Origin of the sequence: Comamonas sp. 23, assembly GCF_049601575.1 — a bacterium.
In the GTDB taxonomy this organism is placed as follows: domain Bacteria; phylum Pseudomonadota; class Gammaproteobacteria; order Burkholderiales; family Burkholderiaceae_C; genus Comamonas; species Comamonas squillarum.
In genome coordinates, this window is the sequence record NZ_CP187127.1 from 2,326,217 (window position 1) to 2,341,971 (window position 15,755).

General features: G+C 64.1%; 13 protein-coding genes and 2 riboswitches. Of the genes, 1 reads left to right on the forward strand and 12 read right to left on the reverse strand.

What is annotated here, in order from left to right:
- Positions 1 to 2: 2 nt before the first annotated feature.
- From ACPEE1_RS10390 to ACPEE1_RS10440, 11 genes are all read right to left on the reverse strand, one after another.
- Positions 3 to 1,979 (reverse strand): diguanylate cyclase domain-containing protein, encoded by a 1,977-nt coding sequence (locus ACPEE1_RS10390; protein ID WP_423936289.1) that lies wholly within the window; start codon positions 1,977 to 1,979, stop codon positions 3 to 5.
- A 262-nt stretch (positions 1,980 to 2,241) separates the two neighbouring features.
- Positions 2,242 to 2,994: a sulfite exporter TauE/SafE family protein gene (locus tag ACPEE1_RS10395; RefSeq protein WP_182342112.1), complete on the reverse strand. Its 753-nt coding sequence runs from the start codon at positions 2,992 to 2,994 to the stop codon at positions 2,242 to 2,244.
- 118 nt (positions 2,995 to 3,112) lie between these two features.
- The gene (gene gcvP, locus ACPEE1_RS10400; protein WP_260719718.1) at positions 3,113 to 6,013 is read right to left on the reverse strand and encodes an aminomethyl-transferring glycine dehydrogenase; all 2,901 of its coding nucleotides are present in this window, start codon (positions 6,011 to 6,013) and stop codon (positions 3,113 to 3,115) included.
- Positions 6,014 to 6,160: 147 nt separating this feature from the next.
- Positions 6,161 to 6,535, reverse strand: coding sequence for a glycine cleavage system protein GcvH (gene gcvH, locus ACPEE1_RS10405; RefSeq protein WP_021028599.1), 375 nt, complete (start codon positions 6,533 to 6,535; stop codon positions 6,161 to 6,163).
- 70 nt (positions 6,536 to 6,605) lie between these two features.
- Positions 6,606 to 7,739 (reverse strand): glycine cleavage system aminomethyltransferase GcvT, encoded by a 1,134-nt coding sequence (gene gcvT / locus ACPEE1_RS10410; RefSeq protein ID WP_182342105.1) that lies wholly within the window; start codon positions 7,737 to 7,739, stop codon positions 6,606 to 6,608.
- A 51-nt stretch (positions 7,740 to 7,790) separates the two neighbouring features.
- A riboswitch (glycine riboswitch) is annotated at positions 7,791 to 7,902 on the reverse strand.
- 18 nt (positions 7,903 to 7,920) lie between these two features.
- A riboswitch (glycine riboswitch) is annotated at positions 7,921 to 8,040 on the reverse strand.
- 97 nt (positions 8,041 to 8,137) lie between these two features.
- A complete protein-coding gene (locus ACPEE1_RS10415) occupies positions 8,138 to 9,412 on the reverse strand; it encodes a TRAP transporter large permease (RefSeq protein WP_116924144.1) in 1,275 nt (424 codons plus the stop codon).
- Positions 9,409 to 9,903: a TRAP transporter small permease gene (locus ACPEE1_RS10420; protein ID WP_116924473.1), complete on the reverse strand. Its 495-nt coding sequence runs from the start codon at positions 9,901 to 9,903 to the stop codon at positions 9,409 to 9,411. Before ACPEE1_RS10420 ends, ACPEE1_RS10415 begins: the two co-directional genes overlap by 4 nt.
- A gap of 159 nt (positions 9,904 to 10,062) precedes the next feature.
- On the reverse strand, positions 10,063 to 11,040 hold the full coding sequence (locus ACPEE1_RS10425; RefSeq protein WP_116924143.1) for a TRAP transporter substrate-binding protein: 978 nt from the start codon (positions 11,038 to 11,040) through the stop codon (positions 10,063 to 10,065).
- 311 nt (positions 11,041 to 11,351) lie between these two features.
- Entirely contained in the window at positions 11,352 to 12,107 is a 756-nt protein-coding gene (locus ACPEE1_RS10430) for a nucleotidyltransferase family protein (RefSeq protein WP_260719716.1), read from the reverse strand.
- Positions 12,108 to 12,155: 48 nt separating this feature from the next.
- On the reverse strand, positions 12,156 to 13,280 hold the full coding sequence (locus ACPEE1_RS10435; RefSeq protein WP_116924141.1) for a sterol desaturase family protein: 1,125 nt from the start codon (positions 13,278 to 13,280) through the stop codon (positions 12,156 to 12,158).
- A gap of 222 nt (positions 13,281 to 13,502) precedes the next feature.
- Positions 13,503 to 14,450: an IS481 family transposase gene (locus tag ACPEE1_RS10440; protein WP_423933322.1), complete on the reverse strand. Its 948-nt coding sequence runs from the start codon at positions 14,448 to 14,450 to the stop codon at positions 13,503 to 13,505.
- Between the two features lie 426 nt (positions 14,451 to 14,876).
- Here ACPEE1_RS10440 and ACPEE1_RS10445 point away from each other — a divergent pair, with 426 nt between their 5' ends.
- Positions 14,877 to 15,338: an Lrp/AsnC family transcriptional regulator gene (locus ACPEE1_RS10445; RefSeq protein ID WP_116924140.1), complete on the forward strand. Its 462-nt coding sequence runs from the start codon at positions 14,877 to 14,879 to the stop codon at positions 15,336 to 15,338.
- 139 nt (positions 15,339 to 15,477) lie between these two features.
- Here ACPEE1_RS10445 and hemP read toward each other — a convergent pair whose 3' ends face one another.
- A complete protein-coding gene (gene hemP, locus ACPEE1_RS10450) occupies positions 15,478 to 15,678 on the reverse strand; it encodes a hemin uptake protein HemP (RefSeq protein WP_021028607.1) in 201 nt (66 codons plus the stop codon).
- Positions 15,679 to 15,755 lie beyond the last annotated feature (77 nt).

Below are 15,755 nucleotides of genomic sequence, written 5' to 3' on the forward strand. Positions count from 1 at the left end.
TGTTATGGGCTGCCGCTGCCCAACGCCTCGGTGTAGAACGCGTAGCGCCCCCGGCCCTGCTGCTTGGCCTGGTAGAGCGCCCTGTCGGCCTTGCGCAGCAGGCCGTCCGGGTCTTGCGTGTCAGAGGGCTGGGTCAACAGGGCAATACCCACGGACACGCCGATGCTGACGCGCTGGCCTTCGATCACATAGTCGGCGCTGAGCTTGTCGATCACCCGCTGGGCCAGGCTGGCAGCGGCTTGCGCCGAGGAGGCGTTTTGCACGATGCAAAATTCGTCACCGCCCATGCGCACCACCAGGTCGGTGTCGCGCAGCAGCTCACGCAAGCGCTCGGCCACCGCGCACAACAGCGCGTCGCCAGTGGCGTGGCCGAGGGTGTCATTGACCTGTTTGAAGCGGTCCAGGTCCAGATACAGCAAGGCGCCTGCGGTGCCGCCCGGCGAGCAGATCGGCTTTTGCAGCAGACTGCGGTTGGGCAGGCCGGTGAGCGGGTCATGCAGCGCCAGGTAGGCGACCTCGGCCTGCGCACGCTTGCGGTCATCCACATCTTCGAGCACGCCCAGCCATTCGCTGATGCGCTGCTGCTCGTCCACAATGGCGGCGCCCCGGGCGCGCATCCAGCGCCAGGCGCCGTCCTGGGTGCGCAGGCGCAACTCCACATCCAAGGTGTGGCGGGGGTCCGTCAACAGCGGCACCGCCTGGTTTTGCAGCTGCGCGGCGTCCTCGGGGTGCACATGGCGCAGCCAGCCCAGCTGCAGCGCCTGCGCATCGGGCGTGCCACCCAGGGCCTGCCAACCGACGATGGACAGCGCGCGGCCTTTGGCATCGAGGCTCCACTGCACCGACGCACCGGCATGGGCCAGGGTGCGCGCGCGCTGCTCGCTGGCGGCCAGCGCAGCGGCTGCCTGCTTTTGCGCAGCCAAGGTCGACTCGATGCGCGCGCGTGCGCGGCTGAGGCTCTGGCGCAGGATCTCGTACTCCTGCACCACCAGCACCTGGCCGCCACCGGTGGCCGCGGCATAGGAGGCGCCGGTGCGCGTGCTGATGGTCAGCTGGCGGATGGGGCGCAGCAACTGGCGTGAGACCCAGGCGCACAGCAGGCCCGCAATGGCCAGCGCAAAAAGGCTGGCCAGCACGATATGGGTGACCGGTGTTTGCCAGCGGGCGTTGAAGGCTTCCAGTGGCTCACCGGCCACCACCACCCAGCCGGGCGTCTTGGGCAGCTGGTAGAAGCTGAAGATCACCTGGCCGCCATCGGCCCGCAGGGCCTCGAAGCTGCCCCGGTTGGCACCCACGGCCTGCAGCCTGGCCCAGTCGGGCACGGTGGTGCCGATAAAGCGCTCGGCCTGGGCCGAGCGCGCCAGTATCCGGCCCTCGCCATCGGTGATGGCTATCAGCACACTGTCGCTGGCCTGGCTGGGCGCGATGCTCACCATCTCAGCCGGTGGTGTGGTCAGCACCAGCACCTGGGGCGATGCAGCGCCCAGGGGCACGGCCATCGCCACTGCGGCCTGGCCGTCCTGGAAAAAAAGCTGTGAAAAAGCCGGCGCACTGCTGCGCAGCGCCTCCTGGGCCAGTGCCAGCTGCACGGGCAGCAACGCAGGCGCTGCCGTCGAGGCCATGTCCGCTTGGGTCTGGCCGGGGCGCAGCAGCACCAGGCTGCTGGGCGCGGCCATGCCGGTCAGCCGCAGCCAGCGGTCCAGCGTGCGGGGCGATGAGAAGTCGCCGTCCGCCGCAAAGGACTGCAGCATGCCGGCGCGGTTGAGCAGATCAGACTCGGCCGCCTGGCCCAGGTTGCTGGTGATGTCCAGCATGCGGTTGAGGCTGCTGTCTCGGTAGGACTGGGCCACATGCTGCACCGTGTAGATGCCCGCGGCCAAGATGGGCAGCGCTGCTGCCAGCATCAGCAGCACCAGGTAGGTGCTCAGCGAGCGCGCACCGGCCACCATGGGCTCCAAGGCAGGGCCATTGGTGTCCATTCCTTCAGCGGGCAAAAGGGTCTGGGCAGATGATGCGGGCATGGGTGGGGCTGGACCCTTTCCCACGGCGCTGGGCCGGAGGCGGACACGGGTGCAGCTGGGGGCTGGAAAGAGGCCGACTGGATTATCGGGGGTGGTCCGGGGCTTTTTCAGCGCCAGCGAGTGACTCTGACAATTGTTATAGGAGTGGTTTGCCTCTGCCTCAGCAGCCTCACGAGGGCGATGCCGGGTCTGTCACTTATTCACAACGGTCCAAGCCAAGTCAAGCCCAGTTGGAGGCCAGCATGGCCAAGCCCGCCAGGGTCAGCAGGCCCAGCACCACGCGCTTGAAGGCCACATCGCTGATGCGTTCATACAGGCGCGCTCCCCACAGCGAGGGCAGCACCATGGCCGGCAGCGCCACCGCCAGCTGCGGCAGCATGCGCTGGCTCACCAGCCCGGTGGCCACATAGCTGGCAAAGGTGACGGCCAGCATCGTGAGGTTGAAGTTCTGGATCACCTGGCGCTGGGTGTCGCGCGCCATGCCGGTGATCTGGCACCACAGGGTGGGCACCACGCCCGAAAAACCACCCAGCGCCGCCATGGCCCCACCGGCCAGCCCCGCCAGCCCATTGGCCAGCGCACGCCCAGGGCCTCGGCTGAGCCGCCCCGATGCGATGCCGCCCAGCCGGTGGGAGAAGGCCATCAGCGGGCAAAAGATGACCAGCAGCGCGCCCAGCACGGTCTTGAACAGCTGGGCATCGAGCATGGGCAATAGCTTCAATCCCAGCGGCAGGCCGCACAGCCCACCCAGCACAAACGGCCACAGCATGCGCCCGTCAAAGCCGCGCCGCACCTTGAGCGCCTGGATGATCTGCCCGCACAGGCCGCCAAACACCGCCAGCACCGCCGCGAGCGCGGGCTCCAGGGTCCAGGCCCACAGGGCCATGGCCGTCATGCTGTAGCCAAAGCCCGAGAGGCCCTGCACAAAGCCGGCGAGCGCTGCGCCCATGGCGATGACGAGGATGCTGTCCATGCCGAGAAGTCTCCGCGCTCGGGTGCAGTCCCGGGCTGATTTTTGCTGATGGAGGAAGAGGCGTAAAAAAGCGACCCGGTGGGTCGCTTCGGAAGAAGCCCGAGGGCTATCTTAAGACTTAAGCTGAGGTGCCGTAGCTGTCCAGCGGCACGCAGCTGCAAAACAGGTTGCGGTCGCCATAGACGTTGTCGACGCGGCCCACGGGGCTCCAGTACTTGGCGCGGCGCAGCGCAGGCACGGGGTAGGCGGCGGCTTCACGGCTGTAGCTGTGGCTCCATTCGCTCGCCAGCAAGGTCTCGGCGGTGTGGGGCGCGTTCTTGAGCAGGTTGTCATCCTGCGCGGCACGGCCCGCTTCAATGTCGGCGATCTCGCCACGGATGGCGATCATCGCTGCGATGAAACGGTCCAGCTCGTACAGGCTCTCGCTCTCGGTGGGCTCGACCATCAAGGTGTTGGGCACCGGGAACGACAGGGTCGGCGCGTGGAAGCCGTAGTCGATCAGGCGCTTGGCGACGTCCTCGGCCATCACGCCGCAGCTGTCCTTGAAGTGGCGCAGATCCAGAATGCATTCATGGGCCACATGGCCGTGCTCACCGGCGTACAGCGTTGGGAAGTGGGCTTCGAGGCGCTTGCTGATGTAGTTGGCGTTCAGAATCGCCGTCTCGGTGGCGCGCTTGAGGCCGGCCTCGCCCATCATGCGGATGTACATCCAGCTGATCGGCAGCACGGCGGCATTGCCCAGCGGCGCGGCGCTCACGGCGCCCACCTTGCCAGGGACACCCGCCGTGGCATGGCCGGGCAGGAAGGGCACCAGGTCTTCGACCACGCAGACGGGGCCGACGCCGGGGCCGCCACCGCCGTGGGGGATGCAGAAGGTCTTGTGCAGGTTCAGGTGGCTGACATCGCCGCCAAACTCGCCCGGTGCGGCCAGGCCGACCTGGGCGTTCATGTTGGCGCCATCCACATAGACGCGGCCGCCATGGCTGTGCACCAGCTGGCACAGCTCCTTCACCTGGGTCTCGAACACGCCGTGCGTGCTGGGGTAGGTGATCATGATGCAGGCCAGGTTGGCGCTGTGCTTTTCGCAGGCCAGTTGCAGGTCCGCCATGTCCACATTGCCGTTCTCATCGCACTTGGTGACCACCACCTGCAGGCCCACCATCTGCGCGCTGGCCGGGTTGGTGCCGTGGGCGCTGCTGGGGATCAGGCAGATATTGCGGTGCGCCTGGCCCTTGGAGGCGTGGTAGGCCTTGATGGCCAGCAGGCCGGCGTACTCGCCTTGCGAGCCGGCATTGGGCTGCAGGCTGATGCCGGCGTAGCCGGTGGCCTGGCACAGCCATTCGCGCAGCTGGGCATCGAGCAGCGCATAGCCTTGCAGTTGCTCGGCCGGTGCAAACGGGTGCATGTTGGCAAACTCGGGCCAGGTGATGGGGATCATCTCGCTGGTCGCGTTGAGCTTCATCGTGCAGCTGCCCAGCGGGATCATGCTGCGGTCGAGCGCCAGGTCCTTGTCCGACAGGCTGCGGATGTAGCGCAGCATCGCGGTTTCGGAATGGTGGGTGTTGAAGACCGGGTGGGTCAGGTAGGCGCTCGTGCGCTGCAGGCCTTCGGGGATCAGCGAGGTGCTGCCTTCGTCCATCGCCTCGATATTGGGCAGGGGCTGGCCGGGCTGGGCGAAGATGCTCCAGATCAGTTCCACATCGGCGCGGCTGGAGGTTTCATCCAGGCTGATGCACAGGTACTCGCCCCAGGCCTTGCGCAGGTTGGCGCCCTGGGCCAGCGCGCGCGCCAGGATGGCGTCGGTGGCGTCCTTGGTGTGCAGCGACAGGGTGTCGAAAGCGCTGTCATGGTGCCGGGCGCTGAAGCCCAGCGCCGCCAGGCCACGGCTCAAGATGGCGGTGAGGCGCGCCACGCGCTGGGCAATGCGCTTGAGGCCGGCCGGGCCGTGGTAGACCGCGTACATGCTGGCGATCACCGCCGGCAGCACCTGGGCGGTGCAGATGTTGGAGGTGGCTTTTTCGCGGCGGATGTGCTGCTCGCGCGTTTGCAGCGCCAGGCGGTAGGCCGGGTTGCCATGCACATCGACGCTGACGCCGACCAGGCGGCCTGGCAGCGAGCGCTTGTAGTCGTCGCGGCAGGCCATGAAGGCGGCGTGCGGGCCGCCGGCGCCCATGGGCATGCCAAAGCGCTGGCTGTTGCCCACGACGATGTCGGCACCCCATTCACCAGGCGGGGTGATCAGCGTCAGCGCCAGCAGGTCGGTGGCCACAATCGCGGCAGCCTGCTTGGCGTGGATGGCATCAACGTCGGCCTTCCAGTCGACGATCCAGCCGCTCGAGGCCGGGTACTGGATGACGGCGGCAAAGAGCTCACCGGCCAGCGCAGATTCCCATTCGTCCTTGCTGTTGGCCACCAGCACTTCCAGGCCCAGCGGCTGGGCGCGCGTCTGGATGACCTCGATGGTCTGGGGATGCAGATCGCCTGCCAGCACGATGCGGTTGCTCTTGGACTTGACCGAGCGCTTGGCCAGGGTCATGGCCTCGGCAGCGGCCGTGGCTTCGTCGAGCATCGAGGCGTTGGCGATGGGCATGCCGGTCAGGTCGCAGACCATGGTCTGGAAGTTGACCAGTGCTTCCATGCGGCCTTGCGAGATTTCGGCCTGGTAGGGGGTGTAGGCGGTGTACCAGGCGGGGTTCTCCAGGATGTTGCGCAAAATCACGCCCGGCGTGAAGGTGCCGTAGTAGCCCTGGCCGATAAAGCTCTTGAGCACCTGGTTCTTGCTGGCCAGGGCCTTGAGCTCGGCCAGCGCGTCCGCTTCGGTCACGGGCTCGGGCAGCTCCATGGGCTTGCTGCGCACGATGGAGGCGGGCAACACCTTGTCGATCAGCGCATCGAGCGAGGGCAGGCCCAGTGCTGCCAGCATGCTGGCCTCGTCGGCGCTGCCGGGGCCAATGTGGCGGGCGATGAATTCACTGGCGTTTTCCAGCGCGGCGAGGGGCTCTTTGGAGGGCATCAGCATGGTCCGAAGCGGTGTAGTGGGAGAGGGTGATGGCTGGCGCCGTATCAAAGAGCGCGGGCAGCGAGGAAAAAAGTGGGTCAGCCCGAGGGCTGGCCTGCTGGTGGCCTGCAAAATGTTCAGTGGCAGACCAGCAGCATGGCCAGGTCGTCAGGCGTTGGCGGCGAAGTCGTTGTAGGCGGTCTCGTCGAGCAGCGCGTCGAGCTGGGACACATCGCTCAGCTTGACCTTGAAGAACCAGCCGCTGTTGAGCGGGTCGGAGTTGGCAAGCGAAGGGTCATTGCGCAGTGCTTCGTTGACTTCGACGATCTCGCCGGTCACGGGCATGAAGACGTCGGCAGCGGCCTTGACGGACTCGACCACACCGGCCACATCGCCCTGGTTGAACGAGGCGCCGACTTCCGGCAGGTCGACAAACACCACATCGCCCAGCGCGTCTTGCGCATGGACGGTGATGCCGACGATGGCGGCGTTGGTGTCGGCGCTGTTGATCCATTCGTGGTCGCGGGAGAACTTGATCGTCATAGGAATACTCCAGTTTTGTAGGCGTGAATTGTGCTCGGGCGGGTGCAGAAAGCCGCACCCAGCAGCTACTTTAGCCGCGGAAATAGCGGGGAGGGACAAAAGGCATGGCTGCCACCTCGACCGGGACGGGTTTGCCGCGCACCATCGCATGCAGCTGGGTGCCGATGGCTGCGAGGGCTGGCTCCACATAGGCCATCGCAATGGGCTTGTCGATGGTCGGGGCCAGCAGGCCGCTGGTGGTCACACCCACGACCTGGCCAGCCAGGCTGCGAATCTCGACCTGCTCGCGCACGGGGATGCGTTCTTGCGCGACCAGGCCGACGCGCTTGCGCGTCAAGGTGGCCGGGTTGTCGATCTGGGCGAGCACCTTGTCAGCACCGGGAAAGCCGCCTGCGCGGGCACCGCCCGTGCGGCGCACTTTCTGGATCGCCCAGTTGAGGCCGGCTTCGGGTGGGGTGGTGGTGGCATCGAGGTCGCTGCCGTAGAGGCACAGGCCCGCTTCCAGGCGCAGCGAGTTGCGCGCGCCCAGGCCAATGGGCTGCACCTCGGGCTGGGCCAGCAGCTTGCGCGCCAGCGCCTCGGCCTCATGGCCGGCCACCGAAATCTCGAAACCGTCCTCGCCGGTGTAGCCGCTGCGGGTGATAAAGCAGGCAATGCCGTCCACGTCGAAGTCGCCACCGGTCATGAACACCGGTTGCTCGACGCCGGGCGCCAGACGGGCGAGGGCCGTGGCCGCCTGGGGGCCTTGCAGCGCCAGCAGGCCCTGGTCGGGCAGTGGCAGCACCTGGCAGCGCTGGCCGATGCGTTCGCGGATCAGCGCCATATCTGCCACCTTGCAGGCGCCGTTGACGATGACGAACAGCTCTTGCTCCGAGACACGAAAGAACATCAGGTCATCGACAATGCCGCCTTCGTCATTGAGCAGCAGGCCGTAGCGCTGCTTGCCAATGGCCAGGTCGATCACATCGACAGGCACCAGGGTCTCGAAGGCAGCGGCCGCGTCGGGGCCGATCAGGCGCAGCTGGCCCATGTGCGAGACATCAAACAGGCCCGCTGCCGCGCGGGTGTGCTTGTGCTCGGCGATCAGGCCTTGCGGGTACTGCACGGGCATGGAATAGCCGGCAAAGGGCACCATGCGGGCACCCAGCTCGATATGCAGGGCGTTCAAAGGGGTGGACAGCAGGGCGGATGCGTTGGCGGACATGGACTCTCCAGGGCAAATAACAGGGCATGCAGCCGTTGCCGGTTGCACGCTGTTTGCCCTGCTGTCCGCTTTACCTGAGAGATTCACCCGCCGCTTTGAGGCCTGGGGGCTTGCTCCTTCGGTGGATGGCGTCCAGGCGCCATCTCTCTCCAGCTGGGAACGCCGGCAGGCTCATGCTGCGCGGCGGGCGCCAGTCCTTTTGCCTGAGCGTTCAGCAGCTGCATCTGCAGTAGCCTGCGCCTTCGGCGGCCGCGCTGCGCGTTGGGAACCAACGGGGGCGACTCTCTCCTGACTGCCGCGATTCTAGCGGGAACTGACCGCCCGTGCCTGTAAAAGGCTGCGCCAACCCACAAAAAAGCCACCGGCAGGCGGTGGCTCAGCGTTGGCAGCAAGCCCGATCAGCGGTAGACCAGATCGCGCAGCCCCAGCGATATGCCCGGCACATAGGTGATCACCATCAGGCACAGCAAGATCACCGCGACAAAGGGCAGCAGGTGTTTGATGATCTGGTCCAGCGATATGCGGGCTACGGTGCAGGCGGCAAACAGGTTGACGCCAAAGGGCGGCGTGATCATGCCCAGCGCCAGGTTGACGACCATGATGAGGCCGAAATGCACCGGATCAATGCCAAAGTGCATGGCCACGGGCGCCAGAATCGGCGCCAGCACGATGATGGCCGCGCTGGTCTCGATGAACATGCCGATGATGAACAGCGCCGCGTTCACGCCCAGCAGGAACATGGCCGGGCTTTGCAGCACTTCTTCGAGCCAGTGGCCAATCGCATCGGGCACGCCTGCACGGGTGATCAAAAAGGCGAACAGGCCGGCATTGGCGATGATGAACATGATGATCGACGAGGAGATGGCCGATTTGCGAAGAATCGCGTACAGGTCCCGGATCTTGATCTCGCGGTAGATCAGCACGCCCACGACCAATGCATAAAACACGGCCACAGCCGACGCCTCGGTAGGGGTAAAGACGCCGCCATAGATGCCGCCCAGGATGATCACCGGCATCAACAGCGCCCAGCCTGCCTGCAACAAGGCCTTGCCAAAGCCCAGCCGGCCTTCGCCATCGGTCTTGCCCCAGCCCTTATATTTGCAGTAGGCCCAGACAAAGAACATCAATGCGGCGCTGATCAGCAGGCCCGGGCCAAAGCCGGCGATGAACAGCTCACCAATGGACACCTCGGCGCTCACGCCATAGAGAATCATCGGAATGGAGGGCGGGATGATCACGCCCAGCTCGGCGCTGGTGGCCTGCAGTGCGGCCGCATAACTCTTGGGGTAGCCGTGCTTGATCAGCGCCGGGATCAGGATCGCGCCAATCGCAAAGGTGGTCGCGACCGAGGAGCCCGAGACCGCTGCAAAGATCATGCAGGTGAGCACGCAGGTCATCGGCAGGCCACCCTGGACGCCGCCGACAATGCTCTTGGCAAATTCCACGAGGCGGCGCGAGATGCCACCGGTCTCCATCAGGTTGCCAGCCAGAATGAAAAAGGGAATCGCGGCGAGCGGGAATTTGTTGATCGCGCCAAACATCTCCTTGACCGAGATGAGCATGTTGGCATTGCTGGCCTGGATGCCCAGCACGGAGGCCAGGCCGATCGACACGGCGACGGAGACAGTGAGCGCAAAGCACAGCACCATCGTGGAAAGCATCACGGCGGTCATTGCGCGTTCTCCAGTTCGGTATTTTGGGGTTCAAGCAGGTTGCCGATGACGCCGAGCACGGCAAACAGCGCGCCGACGGGCACAGCCAGGTAGGCCCAGAACATGGACAGCGATTCGAGCCCGGCCATGGTCTGCACGCCGCCGCGGCGGGCATAGTCCCAGCCCCACCAGATCAGCACGGCCAGCAGCGCCAGCGTGGCGATGCAGACAAAACCACTCAGGAGGCGGCGCATTGCCGGCGGTGCCCAGCGCTTTAAAACGTCCACACTGACCATCGCGCCTTGGCGGAAGGCCATCGGGATCGCGAGAAACACCATCCAGATCAGGCTGAAGCGGATCAGCACCTCGGTCCATTCGGCGGGCTCTTCGAGCACAAAGCGGGTGATGATCTGGAACATGCCCAGCGTGGATGCGATGGCCAGCATCAGGCAGGCGCCAGCCATGGCGATGCCCGATGTCCAGCGCTCGAAAGCAAGAAAAGCGTTTTTCATGGTGACCGGGGTGGGCAGGCGCATCAAGAGCCGCCTGGCGCCACCGTCCTTGCGCGAGTTGACACAGCAACTGCTGGCGCCTGGCCGGCGTCAGCAGCGATGGGGTACCAAAGGAGGAGCTGCGCCGGAAAGGTGCAAGCACCTTTCCTGGCGCAGGGCTTATTGGAAGTTGCGGATGCGGTCGAGGTTGGCCTTGCCGAACTGCTTTTCGAAGTCGGCATTGGTCTTGGTCAAGGTGGCGACAAACTTGGCTTTGTCGACGTTTTCGACCACCTGCATGCCCTTGGCGCGCAGCTCGGCCACGCCATTGGTGTCGTCCTGGTCCACACGGGCACGGTTGGCCTTGGTGGCAGCCTGGGCGGCCTGCACAAAAGCGGTCTTGTCGTCTGCGCTCAGCTTGTCGTAGGCGGCCTTGTTCATCACCAGGATGCAGGGCGAGTAGACGTGGCCGGTCAGGCTCAGGTGCTTTTGCACCTGGTCAAACTTGGCCGAGGTGATGACGGGCAGCGGGTTCTCCTGGCCATCAACCGTGCCCTGCTGCAGCGCGGTGAACACCTCGGGGAAGGCCATCGGCGTGGTGATGATGCCCAGCGCCTTGTAGGCCTGGATGTGGACCGGGTTCTCCATCGTGCGCATCTTCAGGCCCTTGGTGTCATCGGGGCTGTTGATGGCGCGCTTGGAGTTGGTCATGTGGCGGAAACCGTTCTCCGCCCAGGCCAGGGCCTTGAAACCCTTGCTGTCGAACTTGGCCAGCAGCTCGTTGCCGATGGGGCCATCGAGCACCGCGCGTGCATGGGCCTTGTCGCGGAACAGGAAGGGCACATCGAGAATCTTGGTCTCCGGCACAAAGTTGGGGACTGGACCGCTGGAGCTGAAGGCCAGCTCCTGGGTGCCCAGCTGCACCGCTTCGATCGACTCGCGCTCGCCACCCAGCGCGCCGTTGTAGAAAGTCTGGATTTTGTAGCGGCCGCCAGTGCGCTGCTCCACCTCTTTGGCAAAGGTGTCGATGGCCACGCCCTGGTGCGAGTTCTGGGCCACCGAGATGCTGATGCGCATGGTTGTCTGCGCCAAAACAGGGCCTGCGGCCATCAGACCCATTGCTAACCCCATACCCCAGGCCAATTTCTTCATCTGCATGACGTGTCTCCCCGGCTGTGCCGAATGGTTTTGTAGGCGCCTGCGGATGCCCGCATGCGCTTTGCATTGTGGGCAAGACGGGGCCATTCGGTATTGGGGTTTTTATGATGTCAGGCAGGCGGGCTTTTCTGTTTTCTGCAGCTTTCTATCTAAGTATTTGATAAATAAATAATGTTGATGAGTAAGGCTGCAAGCAAATGTCGCCGCCTCTGTCACCGTGTGGACAGAGTGCTGGGTCTCCATCCCATCTCCCGCCACCCTGCCAGGGCATTGTGTTTGGCAGATGGGCACCCGTCAGTCTGTGTGCGGGTTCAAGGGTTGAGCGCCTGCAGGCGCTCGGCGGTGCCCACATCCACCCAGCGCCCGTCATAGCGGCTGGCGCTGCAGCGGCCCGCCTGCATCGCAGCGCGCAGCTGCTGCACCAGCGGCATCTTGGTGCCCTGCGGATTGCCCGCAGGGATATCGCAGTAGGGCGCGCTGAACAGGGTTTTTTTCAGCAGCGCGACCGAGCAGTAGGTCAGGCGCGGGCGCGGGTCGTCAGCGGCAGGGTTCTGGGCCCGGCCCTCGGCCGTCAGCACAAAGTCGCCCTTGGGGTGGTGGGACGCATTGGGCACCAGCCAGAGGTGGGCCAGGTCATCGCTGTGCGCAAAGCGCTGGCGCAGGGCCTCGTCAAACGGAAAGCCGGGGATAAACACATCGCCCGAGACCAGCCAGAAGGCATCGTCGAGCAGCGGCAGCGCGCGGCTGATGCCGCCGCTGGTCTCGATGCCGCCACCAAAATCCAGGTCCTCGCGGGAGTAGGCAATCTGCAGCTGCGCGCTGCCCAACTGGGCAAGGGCGGGCGCCGCGGGCCAGGCATCTGCCACCTGCTGGCCCAGCCAGCCGGTGTTGATCACCAGGCGCTGCACGCCGGCGCGGGCGAGCTGCTCCATGCTGTACTGCATCAGCGGTTTGCCTTGTACGGGGAGCAGGGGCTTGGGCGTATGGTCGGTCAGCGGGCGCATGCGCTCGCCACGGCCTGCGGCCAGCACCATGGCCTGGGCGCGAAAATCAAGAGGAAATGACATGGGTGATGGAGGCAAAGGGGTCGGGCGTCCAAGTGGAGAGAACCGTGCTCAACCTTTCCAGGTGAAGGGAAACTTCAGCTGTTTGAAAAAGCCATTGGGCACATAGTCGCCGAGCACGCCGTAATCTGTGGGCCAGACTTTATCGCTCTTGACGGCGGTGCCAAACATATAGTCCAGAAAGGCGAAATGGGCGGCGTAGTTCTTGTCCAGCGCCTCGGCATCCTGGCTGTGGTGCCAGTGGTGGAAGTTGGGCGTGACGATGATATAGCGCAGCGGGCCCAGCCGCACACTGACATTGGCGTGGTTGAACACCGCCTGGAAGCCGACGATGATGATGTAGGCATCGATCACTTCCTTGCTGAAGCCCAGCACATAGATGGGCGCGAGCACCAGGGTGCGGGTGATCAGCAGCTCCAGAATGTGCTGGCGCGAGCCGGCCAGCCAGTCCATGCTCTTGACGCTGTGGTGCACCGCGTGGATGCGCCAGAGCAAGGGCACCTCATGGTAGGCGCGGTGCGTCCAGTACTGCACCAGATCAGCGACGAGAATGATCAAAAACAGCGCAACCCAGAAGTTCAGATTGGCGACCCAGCCCCGGATGCCGTCATGGGCGGCCCAGCCAAAGAACTGGTGCACCATCAGGTTGGTGGCCAGCAGCACAAAGCCGACCACCATGTGGTTGACCAGAAAGTGGTGAAAGTCGGTTTGCCACTCGGGGCGGAAGACCGGTTGGTTCTTGCGCAGCGCAAACAGCTTTTCGATAAAGATGAAGATCAGCGCGCTGCCCAGCAGGTCGAGAATGAACCAGTCCAGGCCGATATAGGGTGTGTTGGTGGCAAAGCTGCCTACGGGCACCTTGTGGCCGCCCAAGAGCGCTGACAGCACCACCAGGCCAAAGGCCGAGGCGGCCAGCCAGCGCACCCGGCCCAGCACGATCAGTGCGACCGACAGGCCCCCGGCAATCACCATGCTCCAAAACAGCAGCTGGCGCATCACATCGACGTTGTAGCTGCGGCGCAGCTCAGGTGTGGTGAGGTACTGCGGAAAGTGAAAGGCCAGCACACCCAAAAAGCACAGGGCCGCCAAGATCAGCGCAATGACGCCGGCCACCATGCCCTGGCCCGCGCGCAAGGCGCCATGGCTTTCAGACAGTTCGTTGAGTCGCTTAAACATAGGTGCTTATTGACCGGTCGTATGCGCTGATCTCCAAACTCTTAGGCGCATCCAGGGCGGTCTGTTGTCGTTGTTCCAGGGCGCCACTATGCCATGGCGCAGGCGCCGGGCGCGCAGGGAAACGGGCGCACAAATGCAATAGTTTTGTTACATAAGACGCGAGCGAGGGAGTCTCTGCATCACCGCTTGCCAAGCGGCATGGATGCGGATCGGGATGAGCCGCTAGGTGTGAACTGTCAAGAGGTTGTTTGCAGATTTGAGCCTGGCCATCGGGGTAATTCGACCAATGCCGCTGTGAGGCCTGTGCCAGTTGTAGTAATGCTGCCAGCGATGTAAGGCTTGTGTTCGCTCAGCTGAATTCTGGTATGTCCAACCATAGGCCCACTCGCGCAGCGCCGATTGGATGAATCGCTCGGCCTTGCCGTTGGTCTGTGGCCGGTACGGCCTGGTGAACTTGTGCTGCACGCCCAAGGCGTTGCAGGCCGCAGCGAACTCCCTTGAGCGGAATGCCGCACCGTTGTCGGTCAGCAGGCGTTTGATGCTCACTCCAAGCCCCGCGTAGTACGCCACGGCGTTGCGCAGAAAGGCGACGGCTTGCGGCGTTTTCTCGTCCGGATGCATAGCGGTAAAGGCAATGCGTGCGTGGTCGTCAATGGCCACGAACAGTGTCTCCCATCCCGCACCATCGACCGAATCGCGCCGATTGCCTGTGACGCGGTGGCTGGGCCGAACGATGCGCCCGAGCTTCTTGGTATCGATGTGCAGCATGTCTCCAGGCGCATCGTGCTCATAGCGAACCACGGGCTCGGACGGCTGCAGATCGCTGAGTCGAGACAGGCCCGCACGGGCCAATACCCGGCTCACGGTGGACGCCGAGACGCCTGCGTAGCTGGCAATGCGCGACTGCAGCATGCGGCGTTTGCGTAGCTCAACAATGAGTAAGGCCTTGGACTCGCAGATGGCTTTGGGAGAGCAAATGGGCCTGGAGGAAGCATCGGCCAGGGCTGCTTCGCCGCCCGAGAGGTAGCGGCCCAGCCACTTGCGAGCGGTCTGTGCGGTGACGCCTTGAAGGGCTCCGGCCTGAGAGGCATCCAGGCCTTGCAAGGTCATCTGTTTGACCATCTCCAGTCTCCGGGCAAAGGTAAGTCGGGCATGCTTATGAGTGTTCATCCGGTTGGCTGTCCTGAGTGGGTTGGGTGTTTGGCGACTTCCAGTCTCTCAAATCCAACCCGGATGAACACCGGATACAACCTATTGAACCTTCACAGCTAGGCGTCGTTTGACGGCGCGCCGCAGCTATTGCCGAGGACGACAACGCAGCGGATCGCCCGAGACGGCGTTTAGGCCACGGCAGGAAGTGGAGCGGAGGGTCCGTGAGGGCCCCGCAATGCAACAACCCCCATGGCAGCGGTAACTGCCTGGGGGCTGGTGGAGAGAGGGGCTGCCGGTAAGCAGGCTCTGCCAGAAAGAGACTTCGGTAAAAGTGTTTCGATGCAGAAAGTATGCAGGCCGGTAAGGCAAAAAATATTTTGTTTTTCTGGGTTGCTCGTCTTAATATAGAAAAATATTCTAAATTTATGGCTGGTGCAGAAAATCATGCTTCTCGATACGTTGGACCGAAAAATTCTTCGCCAGCTGCAACTCAACAGCCGCGCCAGCCTGCAAGACATTGGCCAGGCGGTGGGCTTGAGCGCCTCGCCCTGCTGGGGACGCATCAAGAAGATGGAAGAGGCCGGCGTGATCCAGGGCTATTCGGTGCGCTTGTCGCCCCAGGCGCTGGGCCTGGGCGATACGGTGCTGGTGATGGTCACCCTCGACAGCCACAGCGACAACACTCTGGAAAAGTTTGGCGAGCTGCTGGCCACCATCCCCGAGGTGGTGGAGGCGCACCTGGTCTCGGGCGAGTACGACTACCTGCTGCGCGTGGTCGTCAAGGACACCCGCGACTATGAGCGCCTGCTGCGCGAGAAGCTCTACAAGATCAAGGGCATACGCCACAGCCAGTCAAGCTTTGTGCTGCGCACGCTCAAGCACGCGGATTTGCCGCTGGGGGTGTAGCGAGCCTCCTGCATCGCAAACCCGGTGCGCATAAAAAAGCCAACTTGCAGGAGTTGGCTTTTTGCTGGGCAGGTAGCGGGGTGCTTGCCCCGGCCTATAGGGAAGGGGGAGGGCAGCAAACTGGAACTGGTGGGCTTGCTTACTTGGTCAGGATCAGCTTGCCCAGCTTGGTGGTCTGCAAACGGTAGATGGCGCCGTTGTGCACGATGGATACCGCTTTGGCGCCTTGGAGCAGCTCACTGCTCTCCAGCGCGGCCGATTGCGTGGCATGGCCTTGGGACGCGCTGGCACTCTTGCTGGCAGCGGCAAGCGGGGTGGCGGGTAGGGCGATGGTTTGCATGGCAGTGCTCACAGGGATAAAACTGAAGCAAATGATAACGATTCGTATTCGTGAAGTCCAGTGTTTATTTGAAATTT